Source organism: Streptomyces parvulus (assembly GCF_014648855.1).
Taxonomy (GTDB): Bacteria; Actinomycetota; Actinomycetes; order Streptomycetales; family Streptomycetaceae; genus Streptomyces; species Streptomyces parvulus.
This window is the reverse complement of the sequence record NZ_BMRX01000004.1, coordinates 200906-215510: the sequence shown is the minus strand read 5'-3', so window position 1 is coordinate 215510 and position 14605 is coordinate 200906. Positions and strand designations below refer to the sequence as shown.

Below are 14605 nucleotides of genomic sequence, written 5' to 3'. Positions count from 1 at the left end.
GAACGGGTGGCGGATGCGAGGGGGACCGGGCGGCTCATGCGGACCGGTACGCGGACTCGAGGGCGGCGCGTACCCGGGCCGCGCTCGTGCCCCGGGTGAAGGACGTGCTGGTCGCGGTGATCAGCGGCTGCGCGGCGGCGGGCGGCACGTACACGTCGGGCAGGAGCACCTGGCTCACCTCGGAACCCAGCCGCTGGGCCGCCCCCACCAACGGGAAGTCCGTGCTGACCGCGTCGGTGCGCAGGGCCATGTCCCGGCCGCTCTCCGTCACGAACCGGGCCACCGTGTCGGGCCGGTACATGAACCGCAGGAACTTCTCGACCTGCTCGATCTTGCGCACGCCGTTGGGACTGACCCAGAACCCGATGAGGGTCTGGGCGCGGATCACGGTCGGCGCCTCGTGCGCGGCCCCGTCGGCCAGGGGCCAGCCACCCACCTCGGTGTGCCGGGCCACCTGCTCCGGCACCTTGGCGAGCGCCGAGGACATGGCCGACTGGATCGCCGCCTCGCCGGTGTTGAACTGCGTGGTCATCGAGTCGGACGTCAGCCCCTGCGCCTTGTCCGCGAACACGCCGGCGTCGCGCAGGTGCGTGAAGTACTCGATGCCGCGCAGGGCGCCGCGGCCGCCGAAGTCGCCCGTGGCGTAGACGTGCCGGGCCTCCTCCTCGGTGAGGAACGTCTGGATGATCTGCGCCATCAGCTTCTGGCCGGTCCAGTCGTTGCCGCCCACGGTCACGGGGGCGAGACCCTTGGCGCGCAGCCTGCGGGCCGCCGCGATCAGCGCGTCCCCCGTGGTGGGGATCTCGTCGACGCCGGCCCGGTCGAGCAGCGCGCGGTTGTAGGCGACGGGCCAGTTCGTGGCGAAGTAGGGGAACGCCCTGAGGCGGCCCTCGTCGTCGGTCCAGTCGGCCAGCGCGGCGGGCAGCACCCGCCCGCGCAGCCCCCACTCGTCCAGGTAGGGGCCGACGTCCACGGTCGCGCCGACGTCCGTCCAGGCCAGCGTCTTGTCGTAGAGGTTGACCATCACGACGTCGGCCTCCTTGCGGGCCAGCCGCGAGGTCTCGTAGACCTGGCCGAGGTCGTCGCCGTTGACGAGGTTCTTGACCTGCACCCCCGGGTTCTCCTCGCGGAAGCCGTCGACGGCGGCGAGGTAGGTGGGGGAGCCCGGCGCGGTGGTGCCGAGCTGGGTGTGGACGACGAGGGTGTCCGGATCGGAGTCCGCCGACGCCAACGACGAACAGCCGGACAGAGCGGGCAGGGCAGCGGCCGCAGCCAGACCGGAACCGGCGGCGAGCAGGTCGCGCCGGGTCAGCGATGAGCGCACAGCGGGGGTCTCCAACCAAGCGGTTAACGATTGGTTAATCGATGTACCTCGTGAGGTGCGAGGACCATATGGAGTGGAGCGACCGCGGTCAAGGGGGTGGCGCCGGGGACTTCGGCGGGCCCGTTCAGGTCCCGGCCGGGTCGGCGGCGGAGACACCGAGCCGGGCGGCCACGGTGGTGAGGGCCTCGCCCAGCGGCAGCGCGACCCGCGTGACGGCCTCCCGGTCGCCGCGGGTCGGGTCCCGGTTGACGATCAGCACCGGTGTCCCGGCCCGGGCCGCCTGCCGGACGAACCGCAGCCCCGACATCACCGTCAGCGAGGAGCCGAGGACCAGCAGCGAGGCCGCCCCGCGCACCAGCTCGCGGCAGTGCTCGACGCGCGCCGGCGGGACGGCCTCGCCGAAGAAGACCACGTCCGGCTTGAGTACGCCGCCGCAGACCGCGCAGGGCACCACGCGGAAGTCCCCGACCTGGTCGTCGGTGAGGTCGGCGTCGCCGTCCGGGTTGATCCCGGCGGCCACCGGTTCGAACCCCGGGTTCGCCGCCTCCAGCCGCCGGGCGAGTTCGCGGCGCGGGCTGAACGCGCCGCAGGTGAGGCAGACGACCCGGTCCAGGCTCCCGTGCAGTTCGACGACGTCCTCGCCGCCGGCGGCCTGGTGCAGACCGTCCACGTTCTGCGTGATCACTCCGGCGAGCAGGCCGCGGTCCCCGAACGCGGCGACGGCCCGGTGGCCCGCGTTGGGCTTGGCCCGGCCGAAGGTGCGCCAGCCGAGGTGGCTGCGGGCCCAGTAGCGCCGCCGGGCCGCCGCGCTGCCGGTGAAGTCCTGGTATGTCATCGGCGTGTGCCGGCTCAGGCTGCCGCCCTCGCCCCGGTAGTCCGGGATGCCGGACTCCGTCGAGATGCCGGCCCCGCTCAGCACCAGCACGCCGCCGGCGGCCAGCGCCTCGGCGACGGGCTCCAGGTCCGTGGTGCCCGGCGGCAGATCGGCGTCCGGGGTCCAGCTCAGGGTGGGGCGCATGCGCATGCGGCAAGGGTACGGAAACGCGGTGCCTTCGCGGGCGGCGGCCGTCGGCGGTGGGGGAGCGGGAGCCGGCCGCCGGTGCCGGGCCGTGTTCCGCGGGCGGGACCGGCCCGACGTCCCGAGGTGCTCTTCCAGGGGCCGGGTGACAGACTTGCACTGCCAGGCCGCCGGGCGGCCGACGCCCGCACGGAGGCGGTCTGGCCCGGGAGTGGCCGATGTTCCGCAAGCGCCCCGCACCTGACGGAGAAGAGCTGCTCGCCAGGCTGGCGTCACTGACCACTCAGGCCCGGGAGCTGGCCGAGCTGCGCAGGTCCCAGGTCGAACTCGCGATCGCCCTGCAGCGCGACATGCTGCCCGCGGACCTGCCCGAGGTCCCCGGCTTCCGCCTGGGCGCCTGCTACGCGCCCGCGTACGCCGGACTCAACGTCGGCGGCGACTGGTACGACGCCTTCGAACTGCCCGACGGCCGCGTCGGTCTGTCCGTCGGCGACGTCCAGGGCCACGCCATCGACGCGGCCGCCTTCATGGGCCAGGTCCGGGTGGGCCTGCGGGCGCTCGCCTCCGTGACCAGCGAGCCCGGCGACCTGCTCGCCTGCACCAACGAACTCGTGCTCACCCTGAACAAGGACCTCTTCGCGACCTGCACGTTCATCCGCTTCGACCCGGTCACCGGCATCCTGGAGAGCGCCCGGGCCGGCCACATCCCCTGCGTCCGTGCGACCGCCGGCGGCAGGGCGGAGATCTGCCGCGACGAGGGCGGGCCACCGCTGGGCGTCCTGGAGGGGGCCGACTACCCGGTGACGCGCTACCGGCTCGCCTCGGGCGGAGTGCTCGTCCTCGTCACCGACGGTGTCGTGGAAGGGCCTTCCCTCAGCGTCGACGACGGACTGGACCGGGTGGCGCGGCTGGCGGGCCTGGCCGCCGTCGCGGGCATGGAGGCGCAGGCCCTCGCGGCGGCCGTGCTGAAGAACGCCGAACTGATCGGACACGAGGACGACGCCGCCGTCCTCGTCGTCGGCCACGGACCCGGCGTTACGCCGTAGGGCGGGACGGGACGGCTCCCGCCTCGCTGACCGGGCGGGGCCGGTGTCTGATGGGCCTGTGGTGGATATCCGCGCTTGGCCGCGACCGGTCGTCCTCCTCTGCGGGACGCTGCTCGTCGCCGGTGTCTACTACGCGGCGGGGCGCCTCGGCCTGTCGCAGCAGCTGACCGCCGACGGAGCGGTCGTCACGCCCATCTGGCCGCCCACCGGCCTCGCCGTGGCCTGTCTGCTGCTGTTCGGGGCGCGCTGCGTTCCGGGCATCGCGCTGGGCGCGCTGCTGGTGATCGTCTCCCTGGGCCGTCCGGGTGTCGAGAGCATCGGCATCGTGGCCGGTAACACCGTCGCCCCCGTCTGCTCCTACCTGATGCTGCGGGCGGTGGGCTTCCGCGTGAGCCTGAGCCGGCTGCGCGACGGGGTGGCGCTCGTCTTCCTGGGCGCGCTGACCGCCATGCTGATCAGCTCGGGGATGGGCGTCGGGATGCTCGTGGTGTCGGACAAGCTGCCGTCCGGCGACCTCGGGCTCGTCTGGCTGGCCTGGTGGGTGGGTGACGCGATGGGTGTCCTCCTCGTCACGCCGCTGCTGCTCCTGCTGTACCGCGCGCGGCTGCCCCCGGCGTCCGCCCGCTGGGCCGAGGCCGTGGGGCTCACCGTGCTCGTCGCCTTCCTGGTCCCGTTGATCATGTACAGCACGGTCAGCCTGCTCTTCCTGGTCTACCCCCTGCTGATCTGGTCCGTGCTGCGCTTCCAGCTGGCGGGCGGCATTCCGTGCGCCCTGTACGCCTCGGTCCTGGCCACCGTCGTGGCCCGCGAGGAGGTCGGCGCCTTCGGCAGGCTCAGCGACATCGAGACGATGATGCGGCTCCAGGCGTTCAACGGGACGCTGGGGCTCACCGCGCTCCTGCTGTCCGCCGTGATCACCGAGCAGCTGAACACCAGGCGGTCGGTGGAGCGTGCCTGCCAGGAACTGGTCGAGGCCCTGCAGCACCTGAACGCGGGGGGCTCGCAGAGCCAGGGGGAGAGTCCTTAGGCCGCGGCTTTGGCGTCCGGGCCGGTTCCTCGGCCCAGGGTGCGGTCGAAGAGGGTCAGCAGGAGGTACACCACCCCGGCGCCGAGCATGACCCAGGCCAGGGTGTGCATGCCCGCGGTGTCCGCGTGGTGGCCGAAGGCGGCGGCCGAGGCGGAAGAGGCGATCATGGAGCCGACGTACGCGAAGGTGCGCAGCAGGCCGGCCGAGGAGGCCGTGCGTTCGGGATCCGCCTGGAAGTAGACGGAGTTCTGCAGGGCCAGGTTGTTGAGCCCCTGCGGGACACCGAAGACCAGGGCGACCAGGATCAGCATCCACAGCGGGCTCTCGCCCGTCAGCGTGAGGATCACCGCACAGGCGACGATCTGGCCCACCGCCCCCAGCAGCAGCTTCCCCCGCACGCCCCGGCGCCGCCCGGAGAGGACCGAGACGCCGATGGCCAGCAGGAACATCGGTATCTGGACCAGCCCGGCGTGGAAGGGGGACAGCCCGAAGCCCTCCTCCGTCCACTGGGTGAAGCCGTAGAGGAAGGCGTACGCGACGACGTAGGCGACCAGGGCGCGTCCGTAGGTCGCCAGGAGCGGCGTGTTGCCGCCCAGCACCCGCAGGTCGATGAAGGGCGTGGCGGCCCGCAGCTCCCGGAACGCGAACGCGGCGCCCGCGACGACGGTGAGGGCGAGCAGGTACCAGTCGCGCAGATGCAGGTTCATCAGGAAGAGCAGCAGCGAGACCAGCATCGCGGCGAACAGCCCCATCCCGGGCAGGTCGAGCCGCGCGACCAGCTCCCCGCGCCGCCGGGGGCCGCCGGGGGCGGCGGGCCGGGGCAGGCGCAGCATCCCGAGCGCCACCGCGACGACGGCCAGCGGGACGTTCAGCGCGAAGGTGGCCCGCCAGCCGCCCACGGTGATCAGCAGCCCGCCGAGCAGCGGGCCGACGACGGCGATGGTCTGGTTGGCCACCGCCAGCGCGGTCAGCACCCCGCCCGGACTGTCCCGCCCGGTGCGCTCCGCCTCGCTGCGCAGCAGCGCCATCGCCGCCGGATAGCCGGCGCAGGTGCCGAAGCCGAGCAGGACCCGCGCGGCGATGAGCACGCCCAGGTTCGGCGCGAGGGCGCCCACGACTCCCGCGACCCCGACGAGACCGGTGCTCAGGAGGAAGAGCCTGCGCGGGCCGAACAGGTCGATGAGCCGGCCCACCACCGGCTGGCCGAGCGAGGTGGCCAGGTAGAGCGCGGAGACCAGCCACGCCGTCTGCGAGGCGGGCGCTCCGAGGGCCCGGCCGATGGGGACGAGGGCTACGGCGATGATCGTCGAGTTGACCGGGTTGAGGACCGAGCCGAGCAGCATCGGCGGCAGCAGCCGCCGGTCGAAGCCGGGCCGGTCCGCGGCGCGCGTCCGGCCGCCGCCCGTCTTCGCCTCAGTCACGGGTCAGTCGCTCCAGGACGGCCATGGCCGCGATCACCGTTTCGCGCTCCTCCTCCGTGCACTTGTCCTGCAACTGCCCGGCGAGCCACTCGCGGCGGGCCTGCCGGTCCACTGCGACGCGGCGGCGGCCCTCGTCGGTCAGGGTGATCAGCAGGCGCCGCCCGTCGCCGGGGTCGGGGCGCCGCTCCACCAGCCCGAGGGCGGCGAGCGGAGCGATGGTGGCCGTCATCGACTGGTGCCTGACCCCCTCGCTCGCGGCGAGTTCGCTGGCGGTGACCCCGCCGCGGTCCGACAGGCGGGCGAGCAGGGTCGCCTGTCCCACGGTGATGTCCTCGGCCTCGGAGGCCTTCAGGATCCGGCGCCGCAGCCGCCGGATGACCGCGCGGACCTCGCGCGACGCCTCGACCGCCGACGGCGACAGGTTCTGGTTCTCGCTCATGCCGCCAGGTTAACTTCCACAGCCTCAGCTGTACAGATGAGGCTGTATAAATGCGCCGGTGCGGTCTCTTCTCCGGTGGAGCCCCGGCTCAGCCCGTGCGCAGGACGCGGAACGCGCCGGGACGCGCCGGGTCGCGGTCCACGACCTGGACCGGGGCATGGGCCCACTGCCAGACACCGGGGCCGGTGGGGCCGGTGAACCGGATCCGCCCCCGGGTGCCCTCGACGTCGGCCCGGGACCACGGGGCGGGGCCGTCCGCCGGGTCCTCGGCGCCCTCGCGCAGGACGTCGGCGAGGACGACGATCGTGTCGTAGCCCTCGAAGGCGACGAAGGAGGGCGCCGCGGACAGTCGCGCACGCAGGGCCGCGCCGACCCGTACGCCGAGCGGGCCGAACCGCTCGGGCAGGTAGCGCAGGAAGGGGACCCCGGCACCGTCCGCCCCCAGTTCCTCGGCCCAGTCGGCGAACTCCGGCTGCCCGGCGGGGGCGCCCAGCGCGATCCCGGCCAGGCGCGGATCCCGGCGCACCGCTCTGACGACGGGCAGCACCGGATCCGGATGGCCGAGCAGGAGGAGCAGCGCGGTCGCACCGTCGTCGGCGAGCGCGTCGCACAGGGCGGCGGGGCTGAGCGCGCTCAGGTCGAGTCCCGTGACGGTGCCACCGCGCGGCTCCAGGTGCTCCCGCAGCAGGCGCGTCCCGGCGGTCCAGTACACGCTCGGCTGGGTCGCCACCGCGACGCGGTCGTGCCCGGCGTCGAGCAGGAAGTCCCCGTAGACCCGCCAGCCGTGGGACTGCGCCGGCGCGATCCGCGCGACCAGGTCCGTCGGCTCGTCGACGAGCGCGTCGAGTACCGCGGACGAGCAGAGGAAGGGAACGCCCAGGGCGCCGGCCCTGGCCGCGACGGCGCGGGCGACGACGCTGTGGTACTCGCCCGCCAGCGCGGCGACGCCCAGGCCGGCCAGTTCCTCCACGGCCGCCTCGGCCCCGCGCGGGTCGGCCGCGGTGTCCCGGACCAGCAGCTCCAGCGGCCGGCCGGTGATCCCGCCGCCCTCGTTGACCTCCCGCACGCCCAGTTCCAGACCGGCGAGCAGATGGCGGCCCGCCTCGGCCCACCCCGGCCGGGACAGGGGAGCGAGGGCGCCGATCCGGACGGTCGGTCCGCCGGTCCGTGCTGCTTGCGAAGGCGTGTTCACGCGACGAAGTCCCCTCTGTAGGCCGTGCCGGACATTGCACCCGCGGCGACGCCCGCCCGGCAAAGCAATATTCCGGCACCCGGTACAGAAGCCCTCGACGGCCTCGGGCGCCCGCCGCCACGCCGTCATTCGCTCACACTGCAATGACTTGCTCACGACAAGTTTGACGGCCCATCATGCGACGACCGGAGCGCGTGAACCCCCGTCCCGCACGGGCCCGTTCACGCGCCCGGCAGGCCGCGACCACCCGGTGCCCGCGCGGCCGCCGCCGGGACAGCCCGCCCGGCCGCACACGGACCGCCCCCACACGCCGTGGGCACCGGAGAGAGCGGAGCACCCCCACACATGACCTCCTCACTCCCCGTCCGACGTGCGAGAACCGCGCTGTGCGCAGCGCTGGTCGCCGCGGCCCTCACTCTCACCGGCCAGGCGTCCCCGGCCGCGGCCGCTCCCGCGCCGGACCCGGCCGGCACCTCCCTCGACCGGGCGTTCGCCTCGGCGGCCGACGCCCACGACGTCCCCCGCGACCTGCTGGTCGCCGTCGGCTACGGCGAGACCCGCCTGGACGGGCACGACGGCCTCCCCAGCCAGGACAACGGCTACGGCGTGATGCACCTGGTCAGCAACCCGCAACGGCACACCCTGGAACAGGCGGCGCGCATCACCGGCGAGAGCGTCGCCGACCTCCGCCGCGACACCCGCGCCAACATCCACGGCGGTGCCGCCGTGCTGCGCGCCCTGGCCGACGAGGCCGGTCTCGACGCGGCGGACCGGGACCGCCCGGGCGCCTGGTATCCGGTCGTCGCCCGCTACGGGGCACCCGGCACCGACGCCGCCGCACGCCTGTACGCGGACGCCGTCTACGACCTCCTCGGCGACGGCGTCCGGGCCCGCGCCGAGGACGGCGAACAGGTCACCGTGCCCCCGCGCCGGGTGCGGCCCGAGCGCGGCGAGTACGCCGACGTCGGCACCGGGGCAGGGGTGAGCGCGTCCGCCGACTACCCGCCGGCCCTCTGGAACCCGGCGTACTCCGGCAACTACACCGCCGGCCGCAGCGCGGCGGTCACCACCGTGGTCGTCCACGTCACGCAGGGCTCCTACGCGGGCTCCATCAGCTGGTTCCAGAACTCGTCCGCCCAGGTCAGTGCCCACTACGTGGTGCGGTCCTCCGACGGCCAGATCACCCAGAGCGTCCGCGAGGGGGACACCGCCTGGCACGCGCGCTCGGCCAACCCCCACTCCGTGGGCGTGGAGCACGAGGGGTACGTCAGCGACCCCGCCTGGTTCACCGACGCCATGTACCGCTCCTCGGCGGCGCTGACCCGCCACCTCACCGACAGGTACGGCATCCCCCGGGACCGCGCGCACATCGTCGGGCACAGCGAGGTCCCCGGCAACGACCACACGGACCCCGGCCCGCACTGGGACTGGGCGTACTACATGAGCCTGGTCCGCGGCGACGGGGGCGGCACCGGCACCCCCTTCCCGACCTGGGGCACGGACGTGAGCGTCCGTCAGCAGCCCACGACGGACTCCGCCCGGGTGGCGAGTCTGCCCGGTCCGACCTCCGTCCGCGTGGCCTGCCAGGTCCGCGGCGGCCTCGTCGAGTACGACGGCTACAGCAACGATGCCTGGTCGTACCTGCCGGACCACGGCGGCTACGTGTCCAACATCTTCATCGACGTCGACGACGCCTGGCTCCCAGGAGTGCCCACATGCTGACCCCTCCCACCCCGCGCCGCAGACCGGGTCCGGTGCGAGCCCTGACCGGCACCGCGTGCCTGCTCGCCCTCACCCTCGCGGGCACGGCACTGGCCGCCGCCCCGGCCCCCGCCGCCGACGCCGGCTCGCCGCCGGCCGCGGAGTCCTGGACCCCCGGCCTGACCCCGGCGGGCGGCGACGACGTCAACGTCCGCTACGGCGACGGCGCCCTGCGGGTCACGGACGGGTCCGTCGCCCCCGCCTCCCTCGGCGGCGACCGCGGCTACGCGTCCGCCGTACTGGAGACGCACCGCGTGGAACGGCCCGTCAACCGGGTCTCGGTGACCCTCGACGCGACCGTGCCCGAGGCCGCCGGAGTGGAGGTCGACGTGCGCGGACGGGCGGCCGACGGCACCTGGACCGAGTGGCGCAGGGCCGCCGCCGGCACCCCGGCGCGGCTGCCGCGCGACGTCGTCGACGTCCAGGCCCGGCTCACCCTGTGGAACGCCGAGGGCGAGGCCACCGCCGCCGTGCGCGCCCTGACGCTCACGGCGGACCACGCGGGCAGCGCCGCCGCCGGGTCCGCGCCCACGGCCGCCGCCTTCTCCGCCCGCGTCTACGCCACCCGCGAGGGGCTCGTCGGCCACACCACGGCCAACGGCCACGTCATCACGGCCAACGACCACTTCGTCGCGCTCCCCTCCCGCCGGGCCCTGTCGCCCAAGGGCAGTGGCCAGTACTCGGTGCAGGTGTGCGGTCCCGCCCGCTGCGAGACGGCCCCCGTGTGGGACGTCGGTCCGTGGAACACCCACGACGACCACTGGAACCCCTCAACCCAGCGCGAGCAGTGGAAGGACCTGCCGCGCGGCCTCCCCGAGGCGCAGGCCGCCTACGAGGACGACTACAACGGCGGCCGCGACGAGTTCGGCCGCCAGGTCGCCAACCCGGCCGGCATCGACCTGGCCGACGGCACCTTCTACAACGTGGGCCTGAACGACAACGGCTGGGTGACCGTCACCTACCTGTGGACCGACGCGGGCGGCGACACCACGTCGTTCCCGACGTGGGGCACCGACGTGAGCATCCGGCAGCAGGCGACGACGGGCTCCACCCGGGTGGCGAGCCTGTCCGGACCGACGACCGTCCGGGTCCGCTGCCAGGTCCACGGCGAGCTGGTGAACTACGACGAGTACAGCAACGACGCCTGGTCCTACCTGCCCGACTACGGCGGCTACGTCTCCAACATCTTCATCGACGTCGCCGACGCGTGGCTCCCGGGCGTGCCCACCTGCTGAACGTCCCCGTCCAGCAGCGCGGACCCGAGGGCGGTGCGCCGGTGCAGCACCCGGTTGCCCTCACGGCGGGTCGCCACCAGTCCGGCCTCACGCAGGACGGAGGCGTGGCGGCTCGCCGTGGACGGTGCCAGGCCGAGCGCCGCGGCCAGCGACGTCGTGGTCATCGGCGTCTCCAGCGACTCCAGCATCCGGGCCCGCGACGGACCGGTCAGCTGCGCCACCGAGGGTCTGGCCGCACCGGCGCGCAGCCGCGGCAGCCAGTCCGGCGCCGGACGCAGCGGATGGACCAGCACCGGCGGCAGCGACTCGTCCACGAGGGCCAGCGGAGTGCGTACGCAGAAGAAGGCGGGCACCAGCGTCAGCGGGCGTCCGCCCAGCCTGAGCGAGCGGGGTTCGGGGTAGGGGGCGGCGAGCCGGGTGCCGTCCCGCCGCCAGCCCGGCAGTTCCGCGTAGCTCGCCAGCAGGGCCTCCGCACCGCCGCTGAGCGCCGCCTCGGCGCGCCGCGCCCGGTCCTCGCCGGCCCGCGCGCGGATGACGGGAAGATAGGGAGCCACGGCCACGGCGTGGTAGCGGCTCAGCGCCCCGCCGAGCCAGCGCAGCGCGGCCGCGTCCCCGGAGGCCACCCACCGCACCGCGGGCGGCACCGGTCCGCGCAGGTCCCCGCAGAGTCGCGTCAGTTCCGCGACCAGCCGGCGCCGGGGCGTGGAGCGCACCCGGTCCACGCCGTCCACCAGGTCCAGGTCGCCGCGACCGGGCGTCAGGAAGTCGGGGAAGTACCCGGTGGGCGGGCACAGCCGCATCAACGCCCGCACTTCGTCCGCGAGTTGGGTCCGGCGCAGCGCGCCGCGCACCTCGCGCCGCCAGGGGCCGTAGACCAGGGGCTCCTCGCCGTTCTGGAGCAGGTGGAGGCTCAGTGCCGTCTCCCAGAGCGGATCGGCACCCCGGGCCACGCCCATCCGTGCCAACGCGCCCTCGTCGAAGTCCACTCGCAGCACCGGGCCTCCCCCCGCGAACGCCGGCCGCCGCTCAGCAGCCGCCGCAGTTGTGGTAGGTCACGTCCCAGTGGTTGCCCTCGTCGGCGTACACGTTGCCCGAACCGGACTGCCACTGCGGGGCGCCGTCGCCGCGCAGGCCGATGTAGGTGAAGGTGTTCTTGATGTAGTTGCCGACGCAGGTGGTCTTGCCGAAGTCGAGCTTGTAGCCGTTCCAGTGCGAGTAGGTGCCGGAGGCGTGTCCGGTCTCGGTCCCGCCGGTGATGTTCAGCGCGCACCCGCTGGCCCGCTTGAGGGTCTGCGCGCCCTGCGCGGTGGCGAGGTTGAGCTGGTCGAACGAGGTGCACGTGCCGTTGTTGCGGTTGGAGCAGTTGCCGGAGGACGACCAGGTGATGCCGACCTCGCGGAACATCGAGGTGGCCGTCGCGTGACTGATCTTCGTGGCCGCGAAGGCGTCGCCGGCCCCGGCGACGACGACCGCGCCGGGTGCGGCGACCAGGGCGAGGGCCGTGACGACCGCCCGGACCCGTGTGCTGGGAGACCTCATGGGGGAACCTCCATGCCTGAACGTCATGCTTCCTGTGGGGTGGTTGAGCATGCGGTGCAGCACGATGGTGCCCGAGGTCTACGCGCGTACGCCATAGGGCGTCGGCGGCGGAACGCCGTCAGCCGGCCGTGAAGCGTACCGGGGTGCCGGCCGGGGCCTGGGCCGCCGCCGCGAGGGCGGGTTCCGCGACGACCGCGACGACCGGGTAGCCGCCCGTCGTCGGATGGTCGTGGAGGAAGATCACGGGCCGTCCGTCCGGCGGGACCTGCACGGCGCCCAACACCATTCCCTCGCTGGGCAGTTCGCCCGTCGAGGTGCGCTCGAGCGGCGGGCCCTCGGTGCGCAGGCCGATGCGGTTGCTGTGCGGGGAGACGCGGTAGACGGCCGAGGTGAGGGTGTGCAGGGCGGCCGGCGAGAACCAGTCGGCGCGGGGGCCGAGGCGCACCGGCAGGACCAGTTCGCCGGGCGGGCCCGGCCAGGGGGCGGCCGCGGACTGCGGCACCGGTCGCGCGGGCGTGCCCACCGGGACGAGGTCGCCGTCCCGCAGGGGGAGTGGTCCCAGTCCCGACAGGAGGTCGGTGGAGCGGCTGCCCAGCACCGGTTCGGCCGTGACGCCGCCCGCGACCGCCACGTACGACCTGACGCCCGTCACGGCGGCGCCCACGTCCAGGACCGCGCCCGCCGGCACGCGCACCGGAGCGCCCCAGGCCGCCGGCCGCCCGTCGACGGTGACCGGGCAGGGAGCGCCGCCGACGGCGACGGTGATGCCGCGGTCGGGCCGCAGGGCGCAGCCGGTCAGCGTGGTCTCCAGGACGGCCGCGTCCGGATCGTTGCCCAGGAGCCGGTTGGCCAGCCGCATCGCGGGCGCGTCCAGGGCACCCGACCGCGGCACGCCGAGGTGCGCGTGGCCGGGCCGGCCGGCGTCCTGCACGGTGGTGAGCGCGCCGGCGCGCACGGCCGTGAGCTTGGCCGTCATGCCGCGGCCTCCCCGCGGGCACCGTCCGGGGCGACGAAGCGCACCCGGGTCCCCGGCGTGAGGAGCGCCGCCCGCTCGCGCGCCGGGTCCCACAGCGGCCGCGGGTCCGGCATGGTGCCGATCAGCTGCCAGCCACCCGGCGTGGAACGGGGGTAGACCGCGCTGTAGGGGCCGGCCAGCGCGACGGCCCCGGCGGGCACCCGGGTCCGGGGTGTGGCCCGGCGGGGCAGGTGCAGGTGGTCCGGCAGGCCGGTGAGGTACCCGAAGCCGGGCGCGAACCCGCAGAACGCCACCCGGTAGGTGTACGAGCCGTGGCGGGCGCCGACCTCCTCGGGTGCGACTCCCCACCGGGCGGCCACGTCGGCGAGGTCCGGGCCGTCGTAGCGCACCGGGATCTCCACCACCTCGCCGTCGCCGTCGGGGACGGGCGGCACCTCCCAGCCCAGCACCTCGCGGGCCATCGCCGCGGGGTCCGGCACCCCGTCGAGCAGCACGGTCCGCGCCCCCGGTACGACCTCCGTCACCGGCGGCAGCGTCCCGGCGGCCCGCCGGCGCAGCACCTCGGCGTGGAAGGCCGCGGTGTGCTCGGCGTCCGGCAGCTCGACGAGGAGCGCGTGGCGTCCGGCGGGGTGGGCCGAGCGCGCCCGGGCGCCCGTCACGCGAACGCCCCGATCCCGACCCCGGCCGCTTCCAGGGCCGCCCGCACCCGCGCCGCGATCCGGGCCGCGCCCGGCGTGTCCCCGTGGACGCACAGCGACCTGGCGGCGACCGCGACGGTCGTGCCGTCCACCGCCGCGACCCCGCCCCGCACCGCGAACCCGAGCGCGCGGTCGACCACCGCGTCCGCGTCGGTCACCACGGAGTCCGCCTCGCCGCGCGGGACGAGGGTGCCCCGCGCGGTGTAGGCGCGGTCGGCGAAGGCCTCCGGGACGCCGGGGAGCCCGGCCTCGGCGGCGGCGTCGAGCAGGCGGGAGCCGGGCAGGCCGAGCACCGGCAGCGCCCCGCCCGCCAGCCGTACCCCGGCCACCACGGCACGGGCCTGCGCGGCGTCGTGGACGGTGCGGTTGTAGAGGGCGCCGTGCGGCTTCACGTAGGCCACCTCCGACCCCGCGGCCTCGGCGAAGACCCGCAGCGCGCCGATCTGGTAGGCCACCTCGGCCGCCAGTTCCGCGGGCGGTACGTCCATGGCGCGCCGTCCGAAGCCGGCCAGGTCGCGGTAGGACACCTGGGCCCCGATCCGGACGCCGCGCTCGGCGGCGAGGGCGCACACGCGGTGCATCACGGAGGGGTCGCCGGCGTGGAAGCCGCAGGCGACGTTGGCGCTGGTGACGACGGAGAGCAGGGCGTCGTCGTCGGTGAGGGTCCAGCGGCCGAAGCCCTCGCCGAGGTCTGCGTTGAGGTCGATCACATCCCGAACGTAGACGATTGTTGAACGATCCGACAAGGCCATGGCGATCGTGCTCCGGAATGCGGCGTGAAATCCACCCCTTGTTAGATCGTTGAACGATCGCTAGTGTCCGTGCATCTGCCACGTATCTGGGGCTATGGTCCGGGGACCGCTGAAGTCACGGCTCCGATGACCCCGGATCCGTGCTGCCCCGCCCCCTCATGCCTGAAGAAGGCCACC

At 74.7% G+C, this 14605-nt stretch carries 14 protein-coding genes; 4 read left to right on the top strand and 10 right to left on the bottom strand.

What is annotated here, in order from left to right:
* Window positions 1-34: 34 nt before the first annotated feature.
* Both IE108_RS08875 and IE108_RS08870 read right to left on the bottom strand, forming a co-directional pair.
* Window positions 35-1324 carry an ABC transporter substrate-binding protein gene (locus IE108_RS08875; RefSeq protein WP_064731397.1) on the bottom strand — a complete coding sequence of 430 codons (1290 nt, stop codon included), beginning with the start codon at window positions 1322-1324 and terminating at the stop codon, window positions 35-37.
* Window positions 1325-1448: 124 nt separating this feature from the next.
* Window positions 1449-2348 (bottom strand): NAD-dependent protein deacetylase, encoded by a 900-nt coding sequence (locus tag IE108_RS08870; RefSeq protein WP_064731398.1) that lies wholly within the window; start codon window positions 2346-2348, stop codon window positions 1449-1451.
* A gap of 212 nt (window positions 2349-2560) precedes the next feature.
* Here IE108_RS08870 and IE108_RS08865 point away from each other — a divergent pair, with 212 nt between their 5' ends.
* Both IE108_RS08865 and IE108_RS08860 read left to right on the top strand, forming a co-directional pair.
* Complete coding sequence (locus tag IE108_RS08865; protein ID WP_064731399.1) at window positions 2561-3388, top strand: PP2C family protein-serine/threonine phosphatase; 828 nt, start codon at window positions 2561-2563, stop codon at window positions 3386-3388.
* 58 nt (window positions 3389-3446) lie between these two features.
* Window positions 3447-4415, top strand: coding sequence for an MASE1 domain-containing protein (locus tag IE108_RS08860; RefSeq protein ID WP_064731400.1), 969 nt, complete (start codon window positions 3447-3449; stop codon window positions 4413-4415).
* On the opposite strand, the gene IE108_RS08855 is transcribed toward IE108_RS08860, so the two are convergent.
* From IE108_RS08855 to IE108_RS08845, 3 genes are all read right to left on the bottom strand, one after another.
* Window positions 4412-5758, bottom strand: coding sequence for an MFS transporter (locus IE108_RS08855; protein WP_107420529.1), 1347 nt, complete (start codon window positions 5756-5758; stop codon window positions 4412-4414). The genes IE108_RS08860 and IE108_RS08855 overlap by 4 nt on opposite strands.
* Before the next feature lie 70 nt (window positions 5759-5828).
* Window positions 5829-6275 (bottom strand): MarR family winged helix-turn-helix transcriptional regulator, encoded by a 447-nt coding sequence (locus tag IE108_RS08850; RefSeq protein ID WP_064731402.1) that lies wholly within the window; start codon window positions 6273-6275, stop codon window positions 5829-5831.
* A gap of 88 nt (window positions 6276-6363) precedes the next feature.
* On the bottom strand, window positions 6364-7467 hold the full coding sequence (locus tag IE108_RS08845; protein WP_064731403.1) for an ABC transporter substrate-binding protein: 1104 nt from the start codon (window positions 7465-7467) through the stop codon (window positions 6364-6366).
* A 345-nt stretch (window positions 7468-7812) separates the two neighbouring features.
* Here IE108_RS08845 and IE108_RS08840 point away from each other — a divergent pair, with 345 nt between their 5' ends.
* Window positions 7813-9189 (top strand): N-acetylmuramoyl-L-alanine amidase, encoded by a 1377-nt coding sequence (locus IE108_RS08840; RefSeq protein WP_064731404.1) that lies wholly within the window; start codon window positions 7813-7815, stop codon window positions 9187-9189.
* Window positions 9183-10463: a DUF8814 domain-containing protein gene (locus IE108_RS08835; RefSeq protein WP_064731405.1), complete on the top strand. Its 1281-nt coding sequence runs from the start codon at window positions 9183-9185 to the stop codon at window positions 10461-10463. The genes IE108_RS08840 and IE108_RS08835 overlap by 7 nt, the downstream gene beginning before the upstream one ends.
* Here the strand turns inward: IE108_RS08835 and IE108_RS08830 are convergent.
* From IE108_RS08830 to IE108_RS08810, 5 genes are all read right to left on the bottom strand, one after another.
* Window positions 10400-11458 (bottom strand): winged helix-turn-helix domain-containing protein, encoded by a 1059-nt coding sequence (locus IE108_RS08830; protein ID WP_064731406.1) that lies wholly within the window; start codon window positions 11456-11458, stop codon window positions 10400-10402. The genes IE108_RS08835 and IE108_RS08830 overlap by 64 nt on opposite strands.
* A 31-nt stretch (window positions 11459-11489) precedes the next feature.
* Complete coding sequence (locus IE108_RS08825; protein WP_064731407.1) at window positions 11490-12002, bottom strand: hypothetical protein; 513 nt, start codon at window positions 12000-12002, stop codon at window positions 11490-11492.
* Window positions 12003-12120: 118 nt separating this feature from the next.
* On the bottom strand, window positions 12121-12978 hold the full coding sequence (locus IE108_RS08820; protein ID WP_064731408.1) for a 5-oxoprolinase subunit C family protein: 858 nt from the start codon (window positions 12976-12978) through the stop codon (window positions 12121-12123).
* Window positions 12975-13637 carry a 5-oxoprolinase subunit B family protein gene (locus tag IE108_RS08815; protein ID WP_064731409.1) on the bottom strand — a complete coding sequence of 221 codons (663 nt, stop codon included), beginning with the start codon at window positions 13635-13637 and terminating at the stop codon, window positions 12975-12977. Before IE108_RS08815 ends, IE108_RS08820 begins: the two co-directional genes overlap by 4 nt.
* Entirely contained in the window at window positions 13634-14386 is a 753-nt protein-coding gene (locus IE108_RS08810; protein ID WP_064731410.1) for a LamB/YcsF family protein, read from the bottom strand. The genes IE108_RS08815 and IE108_RS08810 overlap by 4 nt, the downstream gene beginning before the upstream one ends.
* Window positions 14387-14605: the final 219 nt, after the last annotated feature.

Coding starts and splice junctions, on each gene's coding strand:
- IE108_RS08850 (WP_064731402.1), bottom strand. CDS start 6,275: ATGAGCGAGAACCAGAACCTGTCGCCGTCGGCGGTCGAGGCGTCGCGC.
- IE108_RS08855 (WP_107420529.1), bottom strand. CDS start 5,758: ATGCTGCTCGGCTCGGTCCTCAACCCGGTCAACTCGACGATCATCGCC.
- IE108_RS08825 (WP_064731407.1), bottom strand. CDS start 12,002: ATGAGGTCTCCCAGCACACGGGTCCGGGCGGTCGTCACGGCCCTCGCC.
- IE108_RS08840 (WP_064731404.1), top strand. CDS start 7,813: ATGACCTCCTCACTCCCCGTCCGACGTGCGAGAACCGCGCTGTGCGCA.
- IE108_RS08870 (WP_064731398.1), bottom strand. CDS start 2,348: ATGCGCATGCGCCCCACCCTGAGCTGGACCCCGGACGCCGATCTGCCG.
- IE108_RS08835 (WP_064731405.1), top strand. CDS start 9,183: ATGCTGACCCCTCCCACCCCGCGCCGCAGACCGGGTCCGGTGCGAGCC.
- IE108_RS08865 (WP_064731399.1), top strand. CDS start 2,561: ATGTTCCGCAAGCGCCCCGCACCTGACGGAGAAGAGCTGCTCGCCAGG.
- IE108_RS08820 (WP_064731408.1), bottom strand. CDS start 12,978: ATGACGGCCAAGCTCACGGCCGTGCGCGCCGGCGCGCTCACCACCGTG.